Annotated in this window: 8 protein-coding genes and 1 pseudogene; 6 read left to right on the forward strand and 3 right to left on the reverse strand. The window is 72.5% G+C overall.

The annotated features are described in order from the left end of the window. Window positions 1-873: an FG-GAP repeat domain-containing protein gene (locus DFJ66_RS16870; RefSeq protein WP_342776959.1), complete on the reverse strand. Its 873-nt coding sequence runs from the start codon at window positions 871-873 to the stop codon at window positions 1-3. A 242-nt stretch (window positions 874-1,115) separates the two neighbouring features. Here DFJ66_RS16870 and DFJ66_RS16875 point away from each other — a divergent pair, with 242 nt between their 5' ends. From DFJ66_RS16875 to DFJ66_RS16895, 6 genes are read left to right on the forward strand one after another with little or no spacing between them, the layout of a single operon-like run. Further along, window positions 1,116-2,066 (forward strand): ABC transporter ATP-binding protein, encoded by a 951-nt coding sequence (locus DFJ66_RS16875; RefSeq protein WP_121222360.1) that lies wholly within the window; start codon window positions 1,116-1,118, stop codon window positions 2,064-2,066. Further along, window positions 2,066-2,803: an ABC transporter permease gene (locus DFJ66_RS16880; protein ID WP_121222361.1), complete on the forward strand. Its 738-nt coding sequence runs from the start codon at window positions 2,066-2,068 to the stop codon at window positions 2,801-2,803. Before DFJ66_RS16875 ends, DFJ66_RS16880 begins: the two co-directional genes overlap by 1 nt. A 32-nt stretch (window positions 2,804-2,835) precedes the next feature. Continuing rightward, window positions 2,836-3,648, forward strand: coding sequence for a hypothetical protein (locus DFJ66_RS42790; RefSeq protein ID WP_170199460.1), 813 nt, complete (start codon window positions 2,836-2,838; stop codon window positions 3,646-3,648). Window positions 3,649-3,650: 2 nt separating this feature from the next. Beyond that, on the forward strand, window positions 3,651-5,351 hold the full coding sequence (locus DFJ66_RS16885) for a non-ribosomal peptide synthetase (protein WP_170199462.1): 1,701 nt from the start codon (window positions 3,651-3,653) through the stop codon (window positions 5,349-5,351). 23 nt (window positions 5,352-5,374) lie between these two features. Continuing rightward, entirely contained in the window at window positions 5,375-7,978 is a 2,604-nt protein-coding gene (locus DFJ66_RS16890; protein ID WP_170199464.1) for a condensation domain-containing protein, read from the forward strand. 45 nt (window positions 7,979-8,023) lie between these two features. Further along, on the forward strand, window positions 8,024-9,019 hold the full coding sequence (locus DFJ66_RS16895; protein WP_246029789.1) for a TauD/TfdA family dioxygenase: 996 nt from the start codon (window positions 8,024-8,026) through the stop codon (window positions 9,017-9,019). A 300-nt stretch (window positions 9,020-9,319) separates the two neighbouring features. Here the strand turns inward: DFJ66_RS16895 and DFJ66_RS16900 are convergent, their stop codons facing one another. Continuing rightward, window positions 9,320-10,519 (reverse strand): alpha-hydroxy acid oxidase, encoded by a 1,200-nt coding sequence (locus tag DFJ66_RS16900; protein WP_121222364.1) that lies wholly within the window; start codon window positions 10,517-10,519, stop codon window positions 9,320-9,322. A 25-nt stretch (window positions 10,520-10,544) separates the two neighbouring features. Further along, window positions 10,545-19,649: pseudogene (locus tag DFJ66_RS16905) on the reverse strand (type I polyketide synthase); the annotation flags it as partial. Window positions 19,650-19,663 lie beyond the last annotated feature (14 nt).

Genomic DNA, 19,663 nt, shown 5'->3' on the forward strand with positions numbered 1-19,663 from the left:
TCAGCTCACCACCGAGAACTTCTGCCACCCGGTCGCGACGACCTCGGGAGCGCCGAAGGTGTCGCGGGGAGCGGACGGGTCCCAGCCGTTGTTCAGGTGGGCGACCAGGGTCCCGTCGCCGCGCAGGCCCATCAGGTCGGGACGGCCGTTGAGGTCCAGGTCGGTCACGGTGATGATCTCGTACTCCTGCCAGCCGTGGCCGAGCGTGAACCACCGGCCCTCGCCGCGCCACCACGGCCCGTCGCCGGACTCGTCGAACGCGAACTCGTACACGTCCAGGTCGCCGTTCTTCCGGCGCACCAGCAGGTTCGGGCGCCCGGTGCCGGTGATGTCGGCCATGGCGAACGGGAAGTCGTCCACGTCCACGGTGACCAGCCGGTGCGCGGCCTTGTCGTAGGTCTCGTTCTCCTTGACCTCGCGGCGGTTGAAGAACGCGTCCACGTGGCCGGCGTCCTGCTCGCGGCCGAACATGTCGTCGCAGCCGTCGAGGTCGACGTCGTAGATGCCCAGCGTCTCCCACTTCTTGTCGTCGCGGGCGCCGGAGATGCGGATGGGGCCGGCGAGCGTGTCCGTGCCGCGCAGCCCGCCCGTGTTCGGGTACAGGAAGATCCCGTGGTGCTCGTTCATCGGGCGCATGCTCAGGCCGAGGACGTCGGCGAAGCCGTTGCCGTTGATGTCGATGGTGCGCACCAGGTAGTGGTCGCGCCGCGGGTCGAAACCGGTGCCGATGAGCACGGGCTCGCCGAACGTCTCGGTGCCCCGAAAAGCACCGCCGTGGGGAAAGACGAACAATTCCCCCGTGACGTCGTCACGGGCCATGACGTCCATTCGACCGTCACCGTTGAACGAGTGACAGTGACCGTTCCCCTTCATGCGTGCCACGAAGCACCCCTCCCCGAGCGGGCGCGGCGAACGCGCACCCAACCGCCACAACAGGCCTGATCATGGCCCCGGCACAGCCCGGAGGGGCACCCCTACCCGCACCCCTGGCACCCCACAAGGAAGGCACCCCTCCCCCACATCCGCGCCCGCCGCCCACTATTTCCGGCCGACGCCCGGGGAGGTGCTGCTAACAATAAGCGCATACCCGCGCCGACCCAAATGGGGAAATCCACATGGACCAACGAAACGGGCTCACCGCGACCACTCCGACGCTCGCCGTGGTGGCTCCGCCGGTGCCGGCGATCAGCGTTTCGGGCCTGCACAAGCGCTACGGCGACGTGCGCGCGGTCAACGGGCTGGACCTGGAGATCGCGCCCGGCGAGGTCGTCGCGCTGCTGGGCCCCAACGGCGCGGGCAAGTCCACGCTGGTGGACCTGGTCCTGGGCCTGGCCACCCCGGACGCGGGCGAGGTCCGCGTGTTCGGGCACACCCCGCGCGAGGCCGTGACCCGCGGTGTCGTCGGCGCGATGCTCCAGGACGGCGCGCTGCTGGACGACGTGTCGATCCGCGAGCTGCTCACCCTGGCCGCCGGCCTGTACCGGGACGCCGTGCCGGTCGACGAGGTGCTGGCGCGCACCGGGTTGACCGACCTGGCCGACCGGCGCGGCCCGCTGTCCGGTGGTCAGCGGCAGCGGCTGCGGCTGGCGATGACGCTGGTGTCCGACCCCCGCCTGCTGATCCTGGACGAGCCCACCGTGGCGATGGACGTCGAGTCCCGCACGGTGTTCTGGACGTCCATCCACGAGTTCACCGCCACCGGCCGCACGGTCGTGTTCGCCTCCCACTACCTGGAGGAGGCCGAGGAGTTCGCCGACCGGGTGGTCCTGGTGCGCGGCGGCAAGGTCGTCGCGGACGGCACGGTCGCCGAGATCCGTTCGGTCGTGGCGGGCCGGACGCTGTCCGCCGAGGTCCCCGGCGTGACCCCGGACCAGCTGCGGCTGCTGCCGGGCGTGCTGGCCGCCGAGGCGCGCGGCAAGCGGGTCGAGCTCGTGTGCGCCGACTCCGACGCCGCCGCGCGCGAGCTGTTCGCCCGGTACCCGCAGGCGCGGGACGTGGAGATCGGCTCCATCGGCCTGGAGCAGGCGTTCCTGGCCCTCACCGCGACCGAAGACGAGGCTGCCTGATGAACTCCGGTTTCCTGCTGTTCGAGGTGCGCCGGGTGGTGCGGGCGCGCAAGTTCTGGATCATGGCGTTCCTGTTCCCCACCCTGATGTACCTGATCCAGGCCAACCTGTTCAGCGGCCTGTTCGAAGGCCGGGGCGGGGTGGACTTCCGCGAGCACCTGATGGGCAACCTGGCCGCGTTCGGCGCGTTCTTCGTGGCCCTCAACGTGGGCACGCGAGTGGCGATCGAGCGGTCCACGGGCTGGCAACGACAGTTGCGCATCACGCCGCTGTCCGCGCCGTCCTACCTGGTCGCCAAGCTGTCCGCCGCAATGGTGGTGGCGCTGCCCGCGATCGCCGCCGTGGCGGTGGTCGGCGCGCTGGTGGAGGGCGTGCGGCTGCCGGTGGGCGGCTGGCTGTACCTGGTGCTGGGGATCTGGGCGGGCACGCTGCCGTTCGCGCTGCTGGGCGTGTTCATCGGGCAGATCGCGACCGCGGAGAGCGTACAGCTGCTCACCTCCATGTCGCACATGCTGCTGGGCATCCTCGGCGGGGCGCTGTTCCCGTCGGTGGCGTTCCCCGGGTGGATGCAGGCGGTGTCCACGGTCCTGCCCAGCCGCTGGCTCGCCGAGATCGGTCACGCGGCGGTCGGCGAGGCCGCGAACGGCCCCGTGGCGGCGGTCGTGCTGGCCGGCTGGACCGTGGTGCTGGGCGGCGCGGTCGTCCTGCGGTACGTGCGGGACAGCGCCCGCGTCTGACGTTGTCCGTTGCTACCCCAAGGGAATCCCTCGTGAAGAAGAACTCCTGGCAGATACTGCGCAAGGGCGGGCAGGGTGGGCTCACGCTGACCGTCGACTTCACCAGCACCGGCCGCACCCAGGCGTGCTTCCGCGACCTGGTGCCCTTGTTGACCGCGCCCGGCGAGATCTGGGAGACGGTCGCACCGGCGTCGGGCGCCGAGGACACCATGTCCGGCGGCGACTACGTCGAGCGCTGGGTCAAGGGCGTGCGCAAGCGCGAGCGGACCGTGGACACCGTCATCGGCTACTGCGCCGGCGCGGTGTTCGCCGCACCGCTGGCCGCGCGGCTCGCCGAGCACCAGGAGGTCGCGCCGAACCTGGTCCTCCTGGACCCCGAGCTGCCCAACATCGTCGGCCTGTACCGGGACTTCCACGCCGCCGCCGACGCGCTGAAGACGATCCTGTCCCCCGACGAGATCACGAAGTTCCACGCCGACGGGCAGGACGTCCAGCAGCGGTACGGGTTCGAGGACCTGTCGCTGATCGGTCCCGCGCTGGCCGGGATCTTCCGCGACGCCATCGACGTGGCCGGGCAGCGCCTGGGCCTGGACGAGGACATCCGCGGCGAGCTGGGCGGCAGCTTCGCGTCCTTCGTCGGCTACCTGCGGGCCGCCACCGAGCTGGACCCGGTGCCGCTGTGGGCCGACGCCACCGCCATCACGTCGGCGCACTCGACGCGGCGCGGCACGGTGTTCGCCCGGGAGATCAGCCTGGACGTCGACCACGACCAGATGCTGCGCCACCCCGACGTGGCCGCCGCCGTGTCCGAGCTGATGACCGGCGCGCTGCGGATGGCGGGGTAGCGGTGTTCCCCGACCTGTTCGCCGCCCAGGTCCGCCGCACCCCCGACGCGGTCGCCGTGGCGTGGGGCGAGCACACCCTGACCTACGCGGAGCTGGACGCCCGGTCCACCGGGCTCGCCCGCCGCCTGGCCGCGCTCGGGGCCGGGCCGGAACGGCTGGTGGCCATCGGCATCCGGTCGGCCGACGTGGTGACCGCCGCACTCGCGGTGCTCAAGACCGGTGCCGCCTACCTGCCGCTGGACCTGGACTACCCGGCGCAGCGCCTGGAGCACATGCTGGGCGACGCGAAGCCGTTGCTGCTGCTCACCACTGCCGAGGACCGGCACGCCATTCCGCCCTCGGACGCCACTGAGGTGCTGGTGGGCGAGACTTCGGACGAGCCGTTCTCGATGGACATCAAGCCGGAGAACCCCGCCTACGTCATCTACACGTCCGGTTCGACGGGCAAGCCCAAGGGCGTGGTGATCGAACACCGACAGCTGAACACCTACCTCGACCACGTCGTGCGCTCCTACCCGGGCGTGCGCGGCCGGGCGGTGCTGCACTCGTCGTTCGCGTTCGACCTCACCGTCACCGCCCTGTACGCGCCGCTGGCCACCGGCGGTTGCGTGCACGTCGGCGCGTTGGAGGAGATGGGCACGCCCGCCGCCGGACCTCTGGGCCTGGAGCGGCCTGGGTTCGTCAAGGTCACCCCCTCCCACATCCCCCTGCTCACCGCCCTGCCCGCCGAAGCCTCGCCGACCGGTGAGCTCATGGCCGGCGGCGAACTGCTGCTCGGCGAGACCGTCGACGCGTGGCGGCGCAGGCACCCCGGTGCCCGTGTGGTCAACGAGTACGGCCCGACCGAGACGACGGTCGGGTGCAGCACGGTCGTCATCGAGCCGGACGACATCGTGCCGCCGGGCCCGCTGCCCATCGGGCAACCCATGCCCGGCGTGGGCTTCCACGTCCTGGACGACGACCTGCAACCAGTCCCGACAGGCGAAATCGGGGAGCTCTACATCTCCGGCACCCAGCTCGCCCGCGGCTACCTCAACCGGCCCGCGCTGACCGCGAGCCGGTTCGTGGCCAACCCGTTCGGGCCGCCCGGGTCCCGCTTGTACCGGTCCGGCGACCGGGTGCGGCCGACCGCCGACGGCGAGTACGAGTTCTGCGGCCGGGTGGACAGCCAGACCAAGATCCGCGGCTACCGGATCGAGCTGGGCGAGGTCGAGGCGGCGCTGCTGCGGGTGCCCGAGGTGCGGCACGCGGCGGCCGTGGTCCGCGAGGACACGCCGGACGTCAAGCAGCTCGTCGCGTACGTCGTGCCGAGTGACGTCGATGTCCAACAAGTGCGCAAGGACATCGCCGAGAGCCTGCCCGACTATATGGTGCCCAGCGCCGTCGTGGCGCTGGCGGAGCTGCCGCTGACCGTGAACGGCAAGCTGGACACGGCCGCGCTGCCGGTGCCGTCCGGTGCCATGTCGGGACGTGCGCCCGTGAACGAGCTGGAAGCCCTGCTGTGCGAGCTGTTCGCGCGGTTCTCCGGGGTGTCCGCGGTGGGCGTGGACGACGACTTCTTCGTGCGCGGCGGCACCAGCGTCGGCGCCGCGCAACTGGTCAACGAGGCCCGCAAGCTCGGGCTGGCGCTGTCGCTGCGGGACGTGCTGGAGAACCGGACCGTGGCGCGGCTCGCCGAGATCTGTGCCGAGGGGGACGAATGACGGTCAGCCGGAAAGAAACGGCCATGTGGCTCCTGGAACGGCTCGTGCCGGGCACAGGGGTCAACAACGTCACCGTCGCGTTCGAGGTCGACGGACGCTTCGACCGCGCGGTCCTCGGACGCGCTCTGGACGCGGTCCTCGCTCGGCACGACGTGCTGCGGACCGTGTTCCGCGCGGACGACGTGGCTCTGGACAAGGAAGTCCTGGCCTCGGTCGACGTTCCGCTGCTGGACATCGCCGTGACGGACGCCGGGCTTGACGCCGATCTGACCGCGTTCATCGCGGCACCGTTCGCCCTGGACGGGAGCCCGTTGGTACGGGCCGGGGTGCGAAGTGGCGACACCGACGTGTGCTGCGTCGTCGTGCACCACTTGGTGTTCGACGCCATGTCCACCACGATCCTGCTGCGCGAGCTGCTGACCGCTTACGAGGAGGTGGCGGCCGGACACACACCGGCCACAGAAGTCGTCTCCCCGCCCACCGAGCGCACCCCCGACGAGCGCAGCATCGCCTACTGGCAGAAGAACCTGGACGGGCTGAGGGCCAGTGAGTCGGGGCTGTGGTGCGCCAAGCCGCCCGGTGCCCAGTCGTCGCTGCGAGCATCGACGGTCCACCACAAGCTCTCCGCTGAGGCGCGGGAGGTCGTGCGGCGGTTCCAGAAGGAGCTGCGGGCGTCAGAGGCCGTGGTGCTGCTGGCCGCGTACTACGTGCTGTTGACCCAACACGGCGCCGGGTCGGACGTGGTCATCGGGACGCCCGTGAACGTGCGCGACCAGCAGAGCATGAACGCCATCGGCTACCACGCCAACCTGCTGCCGCTGCGGGTGCAGCTCGAGGCCGACTTCCGGGCCGTGGTGAAGAAGACCCGGTCGACGTTCCTGGAGGCCATCAGCCACGCGGACGTGCCGCTGGAGCACGTCTCCCCCGCCGTGCTCGGGGACACGCCGTCGTCGTGGCGCAGCTCGTTCTTCCGGCACCTGTTCAACTACGTGCCGGGCACGGTCGAGTCCGCGCCCACCCTCACCGGGATGCCCGTGCGGCACGTGCTGGCGGAGAACGGGTTCAGCCGGTTCGACCTGGAGTTCTTCATCATGCCGGGTCCGGCGGAGACCACCATTCGGGCCGCGTTCTGCGTGGACGCCTTCGAGGAAGCGGACGTCGTGCGGCTGCTGGAGCGGTACGACGCCCTGCTGGTCGAACTGGGCGGCGCGGTCGAGCGCCCGGTCGTGGAGCTCTCACGGCTCGCCCCTTCGGAACACGTGCTGCCTCCCGCCTCCAAGCCCGTCGAACACGTGCTGGACGCCGTCCACGCGACGGTGGCCGCGCAGCCCGACCTGGTCGCCGTCGAGGACGGGCCGGACTCGGTGACCTACGGCGAACTGTGGTCCGCCGCGCTGGACACCCGGGACCTGGTGCACACCGACACCGTGGCCGTGTTGGCTCCGCGGGGCGCGGACCTGGCGGCGGCGTGGCTGGGGGTGTGGCTGGCGGGTGCGCGGCTGGTGCTGCTGGACCCGACGCAGCCGATCCCCGACCTCGCGGCACGGCTCGCCGACTCCGGTGCCGGGCTCGTGCTGGCCGCCGAAGGGGTGACCGTGCCGGGTGCGGTGCGGGTCCCGACCGTTGGCGGCGGCACCCGAACCGAGGCCCCCACACCCGACCTGGACGCGCCGGCCCACCTCGAGTACGCGCTGACCGGCGAGCCGATCGCGGTCGAGTTCACACACCAAGCCCTGGCAAGCGCGGTCACAAGTGCCGGGCAGGACAAGGCGTTGTGGCAGAACAGCGCCGCCACCACCGCCTCGCTGCTCGACGTGCTGGGCGCGCTCACCACCGGCGGCCGGGTCGTGGTCGCCGACACCGAGCACACCGCGCCCGCGCCGACCGGGTTCATCGCCGAACCGGGCACCGCGCACGAGCTGGGCCTCGGCGTGCGCGGCGAACTGTGCGCCACCGGACCTGCCCTGCCCACCCGCTACCACAACCGTCCGGACCTGACCGCCGAGCGGTTCGGCGAACACCCCGTGCACGGCCGGTTCCACCGCACCGGGGACCTCGCGGTCCGGCGGGCGACCGGGATCGACGTCATCGGCAGGCTCGACGACCACGTCACCGTGGCCGGACAGCGGATCCACCTCACCGACATCGAGCGGGCGCTGTCCGCCATCGCCCCGGTGGCCGCCGCCGAGGCAGGCGGCACGGTGTTCGTGTTCACCGAGACGGACGCGACCGACCAGCTGCGCGAACACGCCAAAACCACACTGCCGTTCGTGCCCGAGATCGTGACCATGACAAAGCTCCCGCGCACTGCGGCGTCCACGCTGGACAGGACGGCCCTGCGCGACCTAGCGGAGTCCTCCGCGGTCGCGGCGAACGCCGAGCCGGCCGACGAGACGACCACCGCGCTGGTCGCGATCTGGACCGAGCTGCTCGACCGTCCCGGCCTGCACGCCGACTCGAACTTCTTCGCGAGCGGCGGCCACTCACTCCTCGGCGCGCAACTGGTGCAGAAGGTCAAGAAGGAACTGAGCCTGCCCGCCCAGCTCGCCGACCTGTTCGCCAACCCGACGCCGAGGCAGCTCGCGGAGCACCTCGACTCCGCGTTCTTCGACGACGAAGACGACTGACCGATCCGCCAGCCAGTGGGTTCTTTGAAGCAGAGGAGGCTCGGCGTGACCATCGACGTCCAGCCCACGCACAGCACCGACCGCGTGATCACCCTGACCCGTGAGGAGAACATCGAGGTAGACACCATCGCCCGCTACCTCGCGGGCCGACCGCCCCGCCGGCTGGACTCGACGACGTGGCTGGCCACCGCGCGCGAGCTGTCCAGCAACCTGCCGGCGCGCCTGCGGCAGATGCTGCGCCGCTTCACCTGGGACGCGGGCCTCGACGGCGTCCTGCTCGTCCGCAACCTGCCGGTGGACGACCTGCCCGACACCCCGACCGTGGCCGGCTCAGTGCAACGGGAGTCGACCGTTCCCGCCGCCGCGCAGGTGCTCGTCGGTCTCCAACTGGGCGAGCTGATCGCGTTCCGCGAGGAGAAGAGCGGCGCACTCGTGCAGGACGTCGTGCCGGTGCCCGGCATGGAGGCCTTCCAGGGCAACGCCGGTTCGGTGATGCTGTCCATGCACGTGGAGAACGCCTTCCACATGTACCGACCGGACTACGTGGGCCTGCACTGCCTGCGCAACGACCACGACAACGTGGCCGGCCTACAGGTGGCGTCCATCCGCAACGCCCTGCCGGTGCTGCCGGAGTCCGTGCGCAAGGTGCTGCACGAGCCGAGGTTCATCACCGAGCCACCGGCGTCCTTCGGCGACCTGCGCAGCGCCCCGGAACCACACGGCATCCTCGGCGGCAGCTTCGACGACCCGGACATCCGCATCGACTTCGAGAGCTCGTTCCCCCTCGACGCCGAAGCAGAGCAGGCGATGGCCGTGCTGGGCGACGCCCTCCGCTCGTCCCGCCGCACGTTCATCCTGGAACCCGGCGACCTGGCCTTCGTGGACAACCGCCTGGCCCTGCACGGCCGAACCGAGTTCACCCCCCGCTACGACGGCCGAGACCGCTGGCTACAACGCATCTTCGTCCACCGCGACTTCCGCCGGTCCCGGGAGCTGCGCCCAGAGGGCGGCCACGTACTGGGCAGCGCCCCCACCACCTGACCCACACACCACCGGCCCGCCAGCCCGATCACTTCGGACTGACGGGCCGGTTCTTTGCGCCGAAGGCGCGAGTCCGTGCTGCCAAGCCCACGGGAAGGGCCTCGGTTTCGTTCCCCCGTCCGGCCTGGGCGCAGCCCAACCGCGCTTGGCCCGTTTGTGCAACCAGCTTTTCCGGTTGCTCAAACGGGCCAAGTGTGGTTGCCTCCGGCAGGCCGGACGGGGGAACGAAACCGACGCCCTTCCCACCCCCGGGGGCCTGCCCAGCGGCGAGCGTCGCTTTTAGCTTTTAATCCCAGGAGCTCACCGGAGCCTGACGTGCGACCGGTTCAACTGGTCGACGCTCGTGACCCCCAACAGCTTCATCGTGACCTCGATCTCGCGCGTCAGGATCTCCATCGCCTTCACCACCCCGCGCCGGCCACCCGCCATGAGCCCGTACTGATAGCACCGCCCCACACAAGCCGCCGTCGCACCCAGCGCCACAGCCGCCACGATGTCCGCGCCCGACGTGATGCCGGTGTCCACCAGGACCTCGATGCGCTCGCCGACCGCGTCCACCACGTCGGGCACGAGCTCGACCGGCACCGGGGCCCGGTCGAGTTTCCGGCCGCCGTGGGTGGACAGCCACACCGCGTCCACGCCGGCGTCGGCCACGCGGCGGGCGTCGGCGACGCTCTGGACGCCCTTCGCGACCAGGTTCCCCGACCACGCGCCGCGCAGCCACTCCAGGTCGTCCACGGACAGCTTGGGGTTGAAGACCTTCTTGATCAGGTCCGACGCGGAGCCGTTGCTGGTCGCCGCGAGGACCTTCGGGGAGGGTGCGCCGCCGCGGATCTGGCTGAGCCACCAGCCCGGGTGCAGCCAAGCCTCGGCGAACGTGCCGATGCTCATCGACGGCGGGATGGTGAGGCCGTTGCGGATGTCCCGGCGTCTGGGCACGGAAATCGGGGTGTCCAGCGTCAGCAGGATCGTGTCGAAGCCCGCTTCCTCCGCCAGGCCGAGCAGTTCCTTGACCATGGCCCGGTCCTCGGCGAAGTACAGCTGGAACCAGTGCCTGCCACCGGGGGCGGCGGCGGCGATGTCCGCCAGCGACGTCGTGGCCAGCGTGGACACCGAGTAGGGGATGCCGAACTGCGCCGCCACGGACGCCACCGCCGACTCGCCCTCCGGGTGCATGACCCGGGTGAAGCCCACCGGGGCCAGGCAGAACGGGAGCTCTTGCGCCTTGCCCAGCACCGTGCGGGTGGTGTCGATCTCGGACACGTCCCGCAGCACGGACGGCTGGAACTCGATGTCCGCGAACGTCTGCCGGGCCCGGCTGAGGCTGCGTTCGCTGTCCGCGGCGCCGTCGGTGTAGTCGAAGACCATGCGCGGCACGCGCTTGCGGGCGAGTTTGCGCAGGTCCTCGATGCCGGCGGCGCGCAGGAGCTTGCGGTCGGTGGGGTTCCACGCCATCTTCGGCGGCTTGAGCAGGGTTCTGAGTTGAGCCGACTTGGTCATGGGGGATCGATCCTTCCTGGGGCGGTCAGGCGGCTTGCCGGTCGCGGGTGGACAGCTCCGCGACCAGCGCGCGGTCCCCCAGCAGGTGCTCCACGACCTCGGCGGGTGTCGGGCAGTCGTAGACGAGCGCGGCGGACAGCTCCAGGCCGGTGAGGGCTTCGAGCCGGCGGCGCAGTTCGACCGCGGTGAGGGAGGAGAACCCGATCTCCAGGAACTCCTCGTGGTCGTCGACGCCGGCGGCCGACGGCAGGCCGAGGGTGAACGCGGTCTGCGTCCGCACGACGTGCGACAACACGGACCGGGCCTGCTCCTCGTCGGCGCCGTCGAGCAGGCGGCGCAGGGCGGCGGGGCTGTCGATGTCGGCTCCCCCGCCGTCGTCGGCCTCGGTGGCGTGCCGCAGGGCGTCCGGCAGCTCCGCCAGCAGCGGGCTGGGCCGGAACTCGGTGTAACCCGGAACGAAGGTCCCCCAGTCCGGGACGCCCGCGACCCGGCCGTCCGCGACGGTGGTCAGGAAGTTGCGCGCGTCGACGTCGACCGTGATGGAAACCGCGCCCGATCGCTGGTGGGCCAGGGCGTCGAAGGTCGCCGCGATCTCGGGTGACCCCGAAACCCCGAACAGCTCGTCCACTGTGGACACCAGAAGGAGATGCGTGGCGTCGGACACTTGGGCGGTGGCGATCGGGTCGTCGGCGTCGCTGGTGACGACCAGCGTTTCGGCCGCGCCGGTGGTGACCTTCACCCCGGCTTCGTCCAGCAGCACCGCGATGCGGTCGGCGAGCGGGCCGCCGTGCACGGCCACCGGGCCGGTGGGGGTCCACGGTGCCGCGGCGGGCGCGGTCAGCAGTCGTCGGGCGAACACGCCGGCCGGGCGCACGGCCACCTGGTCCTCCCCCGCACCCTTGGTGAGCACGGCGGTCAGGGCGGTCAGCGAGCGGTCGTCCAGCGCCTCGGGCAGGTCGATCACGCCACCCCACGCCCGAGGCGTCTCGACGGCGGCCCGGCGGGCGTACCCCCACACGGCGGCACCGGTCAGGTCGGTGATCCGGTCGGTGGGCGTCACGGCGACCGCGGCCCGGGTCAGGTACCAGACCGGGGTGTCGAGGCGGGCTTCGGCGAGTTCGGCGAGGAGCGCGGCCGGGGACCCGGTGGTCGCCAGGACGCCGGAGACGATCCGGTCCGGGGCCAGGGCGAGCAGGGCTTCGGCGGTCGGGGCGGTGTAGTGGCGGACCTCGGCGCCGGCGCGGGCCAGGGCCTCGCCGACCTGCTCGGCGTCGGCCGGGACCAGCCAGATCCCGTGCAGCGAGGCGGTCGGCAGGCCGGCCACCGGGCGCCACCGGACCTGGTGGCCGGGCTCGGGACCGCGGCGGTAGGCGGCCAGGGCGGCGACGACGTCCTTGAGCGATGCCGAGTCGTCCAAGCCGAGCAGCGAGCCCAGGTCGGCCCGGTCCACGGCAGCCCAGAAGTCGTCGGTCGGTGCGGTCTGCACCGGCGCGTCCGGCCACAGGCGGGTGCGCTGGAACGCGTAGGTCGGCAGGTCGACGCGGCGCGCGCCGGCGAAGAACGCCGCCCAGTCCACGGTCACGCCCCGGCTGTGCAGGCGGGCCACGGCCTCGGTCAGCACGGCCGGGCCGGTGCGGTCCTTGCGCTGAGCGGGCACGAAGGCGGCGTCGGCGACGCTCTCCTGTCCCATCGCGGTCAGCACCGCGTCCGGGCCGAGTTCGAGGAACGTCTTCACGCCCCGGCCCGCCAGTTCCCGCACGGCCTCGGCGAACCGCACGGGCTCCCGCACCTGCCGCACCCAGTACTCCGCATCGGTGACTGCGGGCAGGATCCCGATCGTCGGCTCGTGGTAGGTGACGGTCTCGGCGACCGCGCGGAAGTCGGCCAGCATCGGCTCCATCAGCGGCGAGTGGAACGCGTGCGACACGGTCAACCGCTTGGTCTTGCGACCCCGTGCAGCCAGCTCCGCCGCCACCGCGAGGGTGTCCGCCTCAGCGCCGGACAGCACGATCGAGACCGGCCCGTTGATCGCCGCGATGGCCACCCCGGAGGTCAGCAGCGGGGTGACTTCGTCCTCGGTCGCCTGCACGGCCACCATCGCCCCACCGGTCGGCAGGGCCTGCATCAGGCGGCCCCGCGCGGCGACCAGGCGAGCCGCGTCGGCCAGGGAGAACACGCCGGCCACGTGCGCCGCCGCGAGTTCGCCGATGGAGTGGCCGGCCACGAAGTCCGGCCGCACCCCCCACGACTCGACCAGCCGGAACAACGCCACCTCGAACGCGAACAGCGCGGGCTGGGTGTAGCCGGTCTGGTGCAGGTCTTCAGTGACGAGCACCTCGCGCAACGGCCGGTCCAGGTGCTGGTCCAGCTCCGCGCACACCGCGTCGAAGGCCGCCGCGAACGCCGGGAAGACCCGCAGGTCAGCCCCCATGCCGAGGCGTTGCGCACCCTGACCGGTGAACAGGAAGGCCGTACCCGAGTCCTCTGCCACGCCTTCCACCACGCCGGGCACGGACTCACCCCGGGACAGGGCCGCCAAGCGGTCGCGCAACTCGTCCGGAGTACCGACGACGACCGCGCGGTGCCGGAACGCCGTCCGGGTGGTGGCCAGGGAGAAGCCGAGGTCGGCCGGGTCGTCGGCCGGGTGGCTCAGCAGACGGGCGGCCTGGGCGCGCAAGGCCTCGCGGTCCCGTCCGGACACGACCAGCGGCACCACTGGGAGATCGGCGGAGGAAACCGGAACCAGGGAGTCGGGGGCCTGCTCGATGATCGCGTGCGCGTTGGTGCCGGAGATGCCGAACGACGACACCCCGGCCCGGCGCGGGCGACCGGTCTCCGGCCACGGCACGGACTCCGTCAGGAGCCGCACGGCCCCGTCCGCCCAGTCCACGTGCGGTGACGGCTCGTCCACGTGCAGGGTCGCGGGCAGGACGCCGTGGCGGATCGCCTCGACCACCTTGATCACGCCCGCCACGCCGGCGGCGGCCTGCGTGTGCCCGATGTTGGACTTGATCGAGCCCAGCCACAGCGGGTGGTCGCCGCGGTCGCGGCCGTAGGTGGCCAGCAGGGACTGCGCCTCGATCGGGTCGCCCAGGGTGGTGCCGGTGCCGTGCGCCTCGACCGCGTCCACGTCGGACGGTCGCAGGCCGGCGTCGGCGAGCGCCTGGCGGATCAGGCGTTGCTGGGACGGCCCGTTGGGCGCGGTCATGCCGTTGGACGCACCGTCCTGGTTGACCGCCGTGCCGCGCACGACCGCCAGGACCGGGTGGCCGTTGCGGCGCGCGTCGGACAGCCGTTCCAGGACCAGGACGCCGACGCCCTCGCCCCACCCGGTGCCGTCGGCCGCCGCCGCGAAGGACTTGCACCGGCCGTCCGGGGCGAGCGCCCGCTGGCGGCTGAAGTCGATGAACGCGTTGGGGGTGGCCAGCACGGTCACGCCGCCGGCCAGTGCCAGCGTGCACTCGCCGTTGCGCAGGGCCTGCGCGGCGAGGTGCATGGTGACCAGCGAGGACGAGCACGCGGTGTCCACGGTGACGGCCGGGCCTTCCAGCCCGAGCACGTAGGACACGCGCCCGGACACGACCCCGCCCGCGATGCCGGTGCCGATGAACCCGTCGAGCTCGTCGGGCAGGTGCTGGAGGTGGGCGGTGTAGTCGTGGTACATCAAGCCCGCGAACACGCCGGTCCGGCTGCCGCGCAGGGTGGTCGGGTCGATGCCCGCCCGTTCCACGGCCTCCCAGGAGGTCTCCAGGAACAGCCGCTGCTGCGGGTCCATCGCCAGCGCCTCGCGGCGGGAGATGCCGAAGAAGCCGGCGTCGAACCAGGCCGCGTCGTAGAGGAACGCGCCTTCGCCGCAGTAGGTGCGGCCGGGCTGGTCGGGGTCGGGGTCGACCAGGTTGTCCAGGTCCCAGCCGCGGTCGGTCGGGAAGCCCGACACGGTGTCCACGCCCGAGGCCACCAGGTCCCACAGCTGCTCGGGCGAGGTCACACCACCCGGGAAGCGGCAGCCCATGCCGACGATCGCGATCGGCTCGTCGGTCTGCCGGGTCGTGGCGACCACGGTCTGGGCGGCGGCACCGTCGAACAGCTCGGCGTCGAGGTGTTCGGCGAGCGCGGTCGGGTTGGGGTAGTCGAAGATCAGGGTCGCGGGCAGGCGCAGGCCGACCGCGGCGTTGAGGCGGTTGCGGAACTCGACGGCGGTCAGCGAGTCGAAACCCAGTTCCTTGAACGCCTTGGCCGCGCCGACCGCGCTGCCGTCGCTGTGGCCGAGCACGACGGCGACCTGGGTGCGGACGATGTCCAGCAGCTCCTTGCGCCGCTCCTCCACGCCCCGGCCGGCCAGCCTGCCGACGAGGTCGGACGCGGCGGCGGCACCGGCCTCGACCTGACGGCGGTGCGGGACGCGGACCAGACCGCGCAGCACGGACACCAGCGCCGGGCCTTGCTCGCGCAGGGCGGCCAGGTCCAGCCGGACCGGCACCAGAGCTGCCTCCGGCGCGGCCAGGGCTTGGTCGAACAGCTCCAGACCGTCCTCCGTGGACAGCGGGCGGACGCCGGAACGGCGCATCCGGGCCAGGTCGGCGTCGTCCAGCGCGCCGGTCAGGCCGGTCCGCTGCTCCCACATGCCCCAGGCCAGCGCGACGGCCGGCTTGCCCTGTGCGCGGCGGTGAGCGGCGAAGGCGTCCACGAAAGCGTTTGCGGCGGCGTAGTTGGCCTGGCCGGGGCCGCCGAACACGCCCGCCGCCGAGGAGAACAGGACGAAAGCCTCGACGTCACCGGCCAGCTCGTGCAGGTTGACCACCGCGTCGACCTTGGGCCGCAGGGTGGTCGCGATCCGCTCGGGGGTGAGCGAGGACAGGATGCCGTCGTCCAGCACGCCCGCCGTGTGCACGACCGCGGTGGGCGGGTGCTCGGCGATCAGCGCGGCCAGGGCCTCGCGGTCGGCGGCGTCGCAGGCGGCGACCGTGACCCGGACGTCCAGCTCGTCCCGCAGCCGGGCGAGCTCGTCGGTCAGGCCGCGCCGACCGGCGAGGACCAGGTGGTCGACGTCGTGGTGGGTCGCCAGGTGCCGTGCGACCACGCCGCCGAGCACGCCCGAAGCACCCGTGATCAGCACCGTCCCGCTCAACTTCACCGAGCCGAGCTCGCCGGGGGCCTTGGCCAGCCGGGGCGCGAGGACCTGGTCACCGCGCAGCGCGAGCTGGGGTTCGCCGGTGCGCAGGGCGGGACCGAGGTCGACCCCGTCCGGGGCCTCGACCAGCACGAACCGGCCGGGGTTCTCCGACTGGGCGGACCGGATCAGGCCCCACACGGCGGCCAGGGCCGGGTGGGTGGCGTCCGGGGTGAGCACCACCAGCCGCGAGTTCTCGAAGCGTTCGTCGGCGAGCCAGGCCTGTGCGGTCTCCAGCACCCGGTTCACTGCTCCATGAGTGGCCTCGACCAGCGGACCTTCGGCCGAGACCCGCAGCACCACGAAGTCCGGGACCTCGGTCACGGCGTCGAGGCTGTCGACCTCGACCAGCGAGACCTCGCCGTCCGCGACCGGCACGGGTGCCCAGTCCAGGACGTGCAGGGCCTCGTGGCGCGGGTTGCCCAGCTCCGCCAGGGCGTTCGCGGGCAACGGCCGCACGGCCAGGGCGTCGACGGACACGACCGGAGCACCGGTGTGGTCGGCCACGGACACCGCGACCGCATTCGAACCGGCCGCCCGCAGCGACACGCGCAGGGCGGTCGCGCCGGTCGCGTGCAGGGTCACGCCGTGCCACGCGAACGGCAGCCACGGCCCGTCGCCCTCGGAGGTGAACACGCCCAGCGCCAACGGGTGCAGCGCCGCGTCCAGCACCGCCGGGTGCAGCCCGAACCCGGTCACGTCGGCCTGGTCGGGCGCGGCGACCTCGGCGAACACCTCGTCCCCGCGCCGCCACACCGCCCGCAGCCCGTGGAAGGCGGGACCGTAGGTGATGCCCAGCGCCGCGAAGCGCTCGTACAGCTCGCCGACCTCCACGGCCTCGGCACCGGCCGGGGGCCACGACCCCAAGGCGACGGCGTCGACAGCACCGCTGGTCAGCGTGCCGGTGGCGTGCCGGACCCAGGCGCTGTCGTCGTCGGACCGCGAGTGGACGGTCAGCCGCCGCACGCCGGCCGCGTCCGGCTCGCCGACCCGCAGCTGCACCTGCACGGAACCCTTCTCCGGCACGACGAGCGGCGCTTCGAGGGTCAGTTCCTCCACCGCCGTGGCCCCGACCTCGTCGCCGGCGCGCACGGCCAGCTCCACGAACGCCGTGCCGGGCAGGAAGATCCGGCCCGCCACGCGGTGGTCGGCCAGCCACGGGTGCGCCGACACCGACAGCCGCCCGGTGAGCAGCACGCCGTCCGCGCCGGCCAGGGCCACGGTCGCCCCGAGCAGCGGGTGCCCGGTGGAGCCCAGGCCCAGCCCGGCGGCGTCGGCGGGCGCGCCCACGTCCTTGGGCCAGTAGGTCTGGTGCTGGAACGCGTAGGTCGGCAGGGCGACCGGCCGGCCGGCGACCAGGGTCGAGAAGTCCGGCTGGACCCCGCGGGTGTGGGCCTGGGCCAGGGACAGCAGGAACCGCCGCACGCCACCGTCGTCCCGGCGCAGGGTGCCCACCACCGAACCGCCGTCCGCGAGCAGGTCACCGACCGCCGGCACCAGCACGGGGTGCGGGCTGACCTCGATGAACGAGTCCACGCCCGCCGCGACCAGGCCGCGCACGGTGTCCTCGAACTCGACGGTCTGGCGCAGGTTGCGGTACCAGTACTCGGCGGTCAGTTCGGCCGTGTCGATCGGTTCGCCCACGACGGTCGAGTGGAACGGGATCTCGGACGTGCGCGGCTTGATCGGGGCCAGCACGCGCAGCAGTTCGTCGCGCATGGACTCGACGTGCGCGGAGTGCGAGGCGTAGTCCACGTCGATGCGCCGCGCTCGGACGCCGTTCTCGGCGCACTCGGCGAGCAGCCGGTCCAGGCCGTCGTTGTCGCCGGACACCACGACCGTGGAGGGACCGTTGACGGCGGCCACGGACACCCCGGCGGGCAGGCGCTTGGCGACCTCGGCGATCGGCGCGGACACCGACACCATGCCGCCGCGCCCGGCCAGGTCCACGGCGATCGCCTGGCTGCGCAAGGTCACCACGAGGGCCGCGTCCTCCAGGGACAGCGCCCCGGCGACGCACGCGGCGGCGATCTCGCCCTGCGAGTGGCCGACGACGGCGGCGGGCTCCACGCCGTGCGAACGCCACAGCGCCGCCAGCGACACCATCATGGCGAACAAGGCGGGCTGGACGACGTCCACGCGGTCCAGCGAGGCCGCGCCGGGGACGCCGCGCAGCACGTCGAGCAGGGACCAGTCGGTGTGGCGGTCGACGGCCTCGGCGCACTCGGCCATGCGCTGGGCGAAGACGGGTGAGGTCTCCAGCAGCTCGGCGGCCATGCCCAGCCACTGCGAGCCCTGGCCGGGGAACAGGAACGCGGTCCGGTCGCCGACCTCGGCGGTACCGGTGACCAGGTTGGGGGCGGCACCACCGTCCGCCAGCGCCGACAGCGCCGAGTCCAGCTCGGCGCGCTCGCCGACCAGCACGGCCCGGTGCTCGAAACGGGCGCGGGTGGTGGCCAGGGCGTGCGCGATGCCGTGCGTGTCCAGGCCCTCGGCGTGCTCGCGCAGGCGGGCGGCCTGGTCGCGCAGGGCGGCTTCGGTCTTGGCGGACAGCACCCACAGGGTCGGGCCGTCCACGACTTCGGTCGGGGAGACCTCGGCGGCCGGGGCTTCCTCGATCACGACGTGCGCGTTGGTGCCGGAGATGCCGAAGGACGACACGCCCGCGCGGCGCGGCTTGTCCCCCGGCGCCCACTCGACGGGCTCGGTGACCAGCTTGACCGCGCCGTCGCCCCAGTCGACGTGGTGGGACGGCGAGTCGACGTTCAGGGTGGGTGGCAGCTCGTGGTTGCGCAACGCCATGATCATCTTGATCACGCCCGCGACACCGGCGGCGGCCTGGGTGTGGCCGAGGTTGGACTTGACCGAACCCAGCCACAGCGGCCGGTCGCGGTCCTTGCCGTAGGTGGCCAGCAACGCCTGCGCCTCGACCGGGTCACCCAGGGTGGTGCCGGTGCCGTGCGCTTCGACAGCGTCCACATCGGACGGTTGCAGGCCGGCGTTGGCCAGGGCCGCCCGGATGACCCGCTGCTGCGACGGACCGTTGGGCGCGGTGAGGCCGTTGGAAGCACCGTCCTGGTTCACCGCCGAGCCGCGGACGATCGCCAGCACGTGGTGGCCGTTGCGGCGGGCGTCGGACAGCTTCTCCAGCACCAGCACGCCCACGCCCTCGCCGAACGCGGTGCCGTCGGCGGCGGAGGCGAACGCCTTCACCCGGCCGTCCGGCGCGAGCCCGCGCTGGCTGGAGAACTCCACGAACGTGCCGGGCGTGGAGATCACGCACACCCCGCCGGCCAGCGCGAGCGTGCAGTCGCCGTTGCGCAGGGCGTGCGCGGCCACGTGCACCGCCACCAGCGAGGACGAGCAAGCGGTGTCCACGGTGACCGCCGGGCCCTCCAGCCCCAGCGTGTAGGACACGCGGCCGGACACGACGCTGCCCGCCACACCGGTCATGGTGTAGCCGATCAGCGCGTCCATGTTGCGCTGCATCGCGGTCAGGTACTCGGCGCTGTTGGCACCGACGAACACGCCGGTCTTGCTGCCCCGCAACGAGTCGGGGTCGATCCCGGCGTGCTCGAACGCCTCCCAGGACGCCTCCAGCATCATCCGCTGCTGCGGGTCCATCGCCAGGGCCTCGCGGGGCGAGATGCCGAAGAAGCCGGCGTCGAACCCGGTGGCCTCGGGGATGAACCCGCCGCGCCGCACGTAGCTGGTGCCGGAGGGGTTGTCCGGGTCGAACAGGGCGTCGAGGTCCCAGCCGCGGTCGGTGGGGAAGTCGGTGGTGCAGTCCGCGCCGGACCGCACCACCTCCCACAGCTGCTCGGCCGAGCGCACACCGCCCGGGAAGCGGCAGCCGATGCCGACGACGGCGATCGGCTCCCGCTCGGTGGCCTCCTTCAGCTTCTGCTTGGTCTGGTGGAGGTCTGCCGTCACGCGTCGGAGGTACTCGACAAGCTGCTCTTCGTTGGCCATCA

It is taken from the genome of Saccharothrix variisporea, assembly GCF_003634995.1.
In the GTDB taxonomy this organism is placed as follows: Bacteria; Actinomycetota; Actinomycetes; order Mycobacteriales; family Pseudonocardiaceae; genus Actinosynnema; species Actinosynnema variisporeum.

Bases quoted from the DNA above. Each gene is read 5' to 3' on its own strand.
- DFJ66_RS16900 (WP_121222364.1), bottom strand. From the start codon at position 10,519: ATGACCAAGTCGGCTCAACTCAGAACCCTGCTCAAGCCGCCGAAGATG.
- DFJ66_RS16870 (WP_342776959.1), bottom strand. From the start codon at position 873: ATGAAGGGGAACGGTCACTGTCACTCGTTCAACGGTGACGGTCGAATG.
- DFJ66_RS16890 (WP_170199464.1), top strand. From the start codon at position 5,375: ATGTGGCTCCTGGAACGGCTCGTGCCGGGCACAGGGGTCAACAACGTC.
- DFJ66_RS16875 (WP_121222360.1), top strand. From the start codon at position 1,116: ATGGACCAACGAAACGGGCTCACCGCGACCACTCCGACGCTCGCCGTG.
- DFJ66_RS16880 (WP_121222361.1), top strand. From the start codon at position 2,066: ATGAACTCCGGTTTCCTGCTGTTCGAGGTGCGCCGGGTGGTGCGGGCG.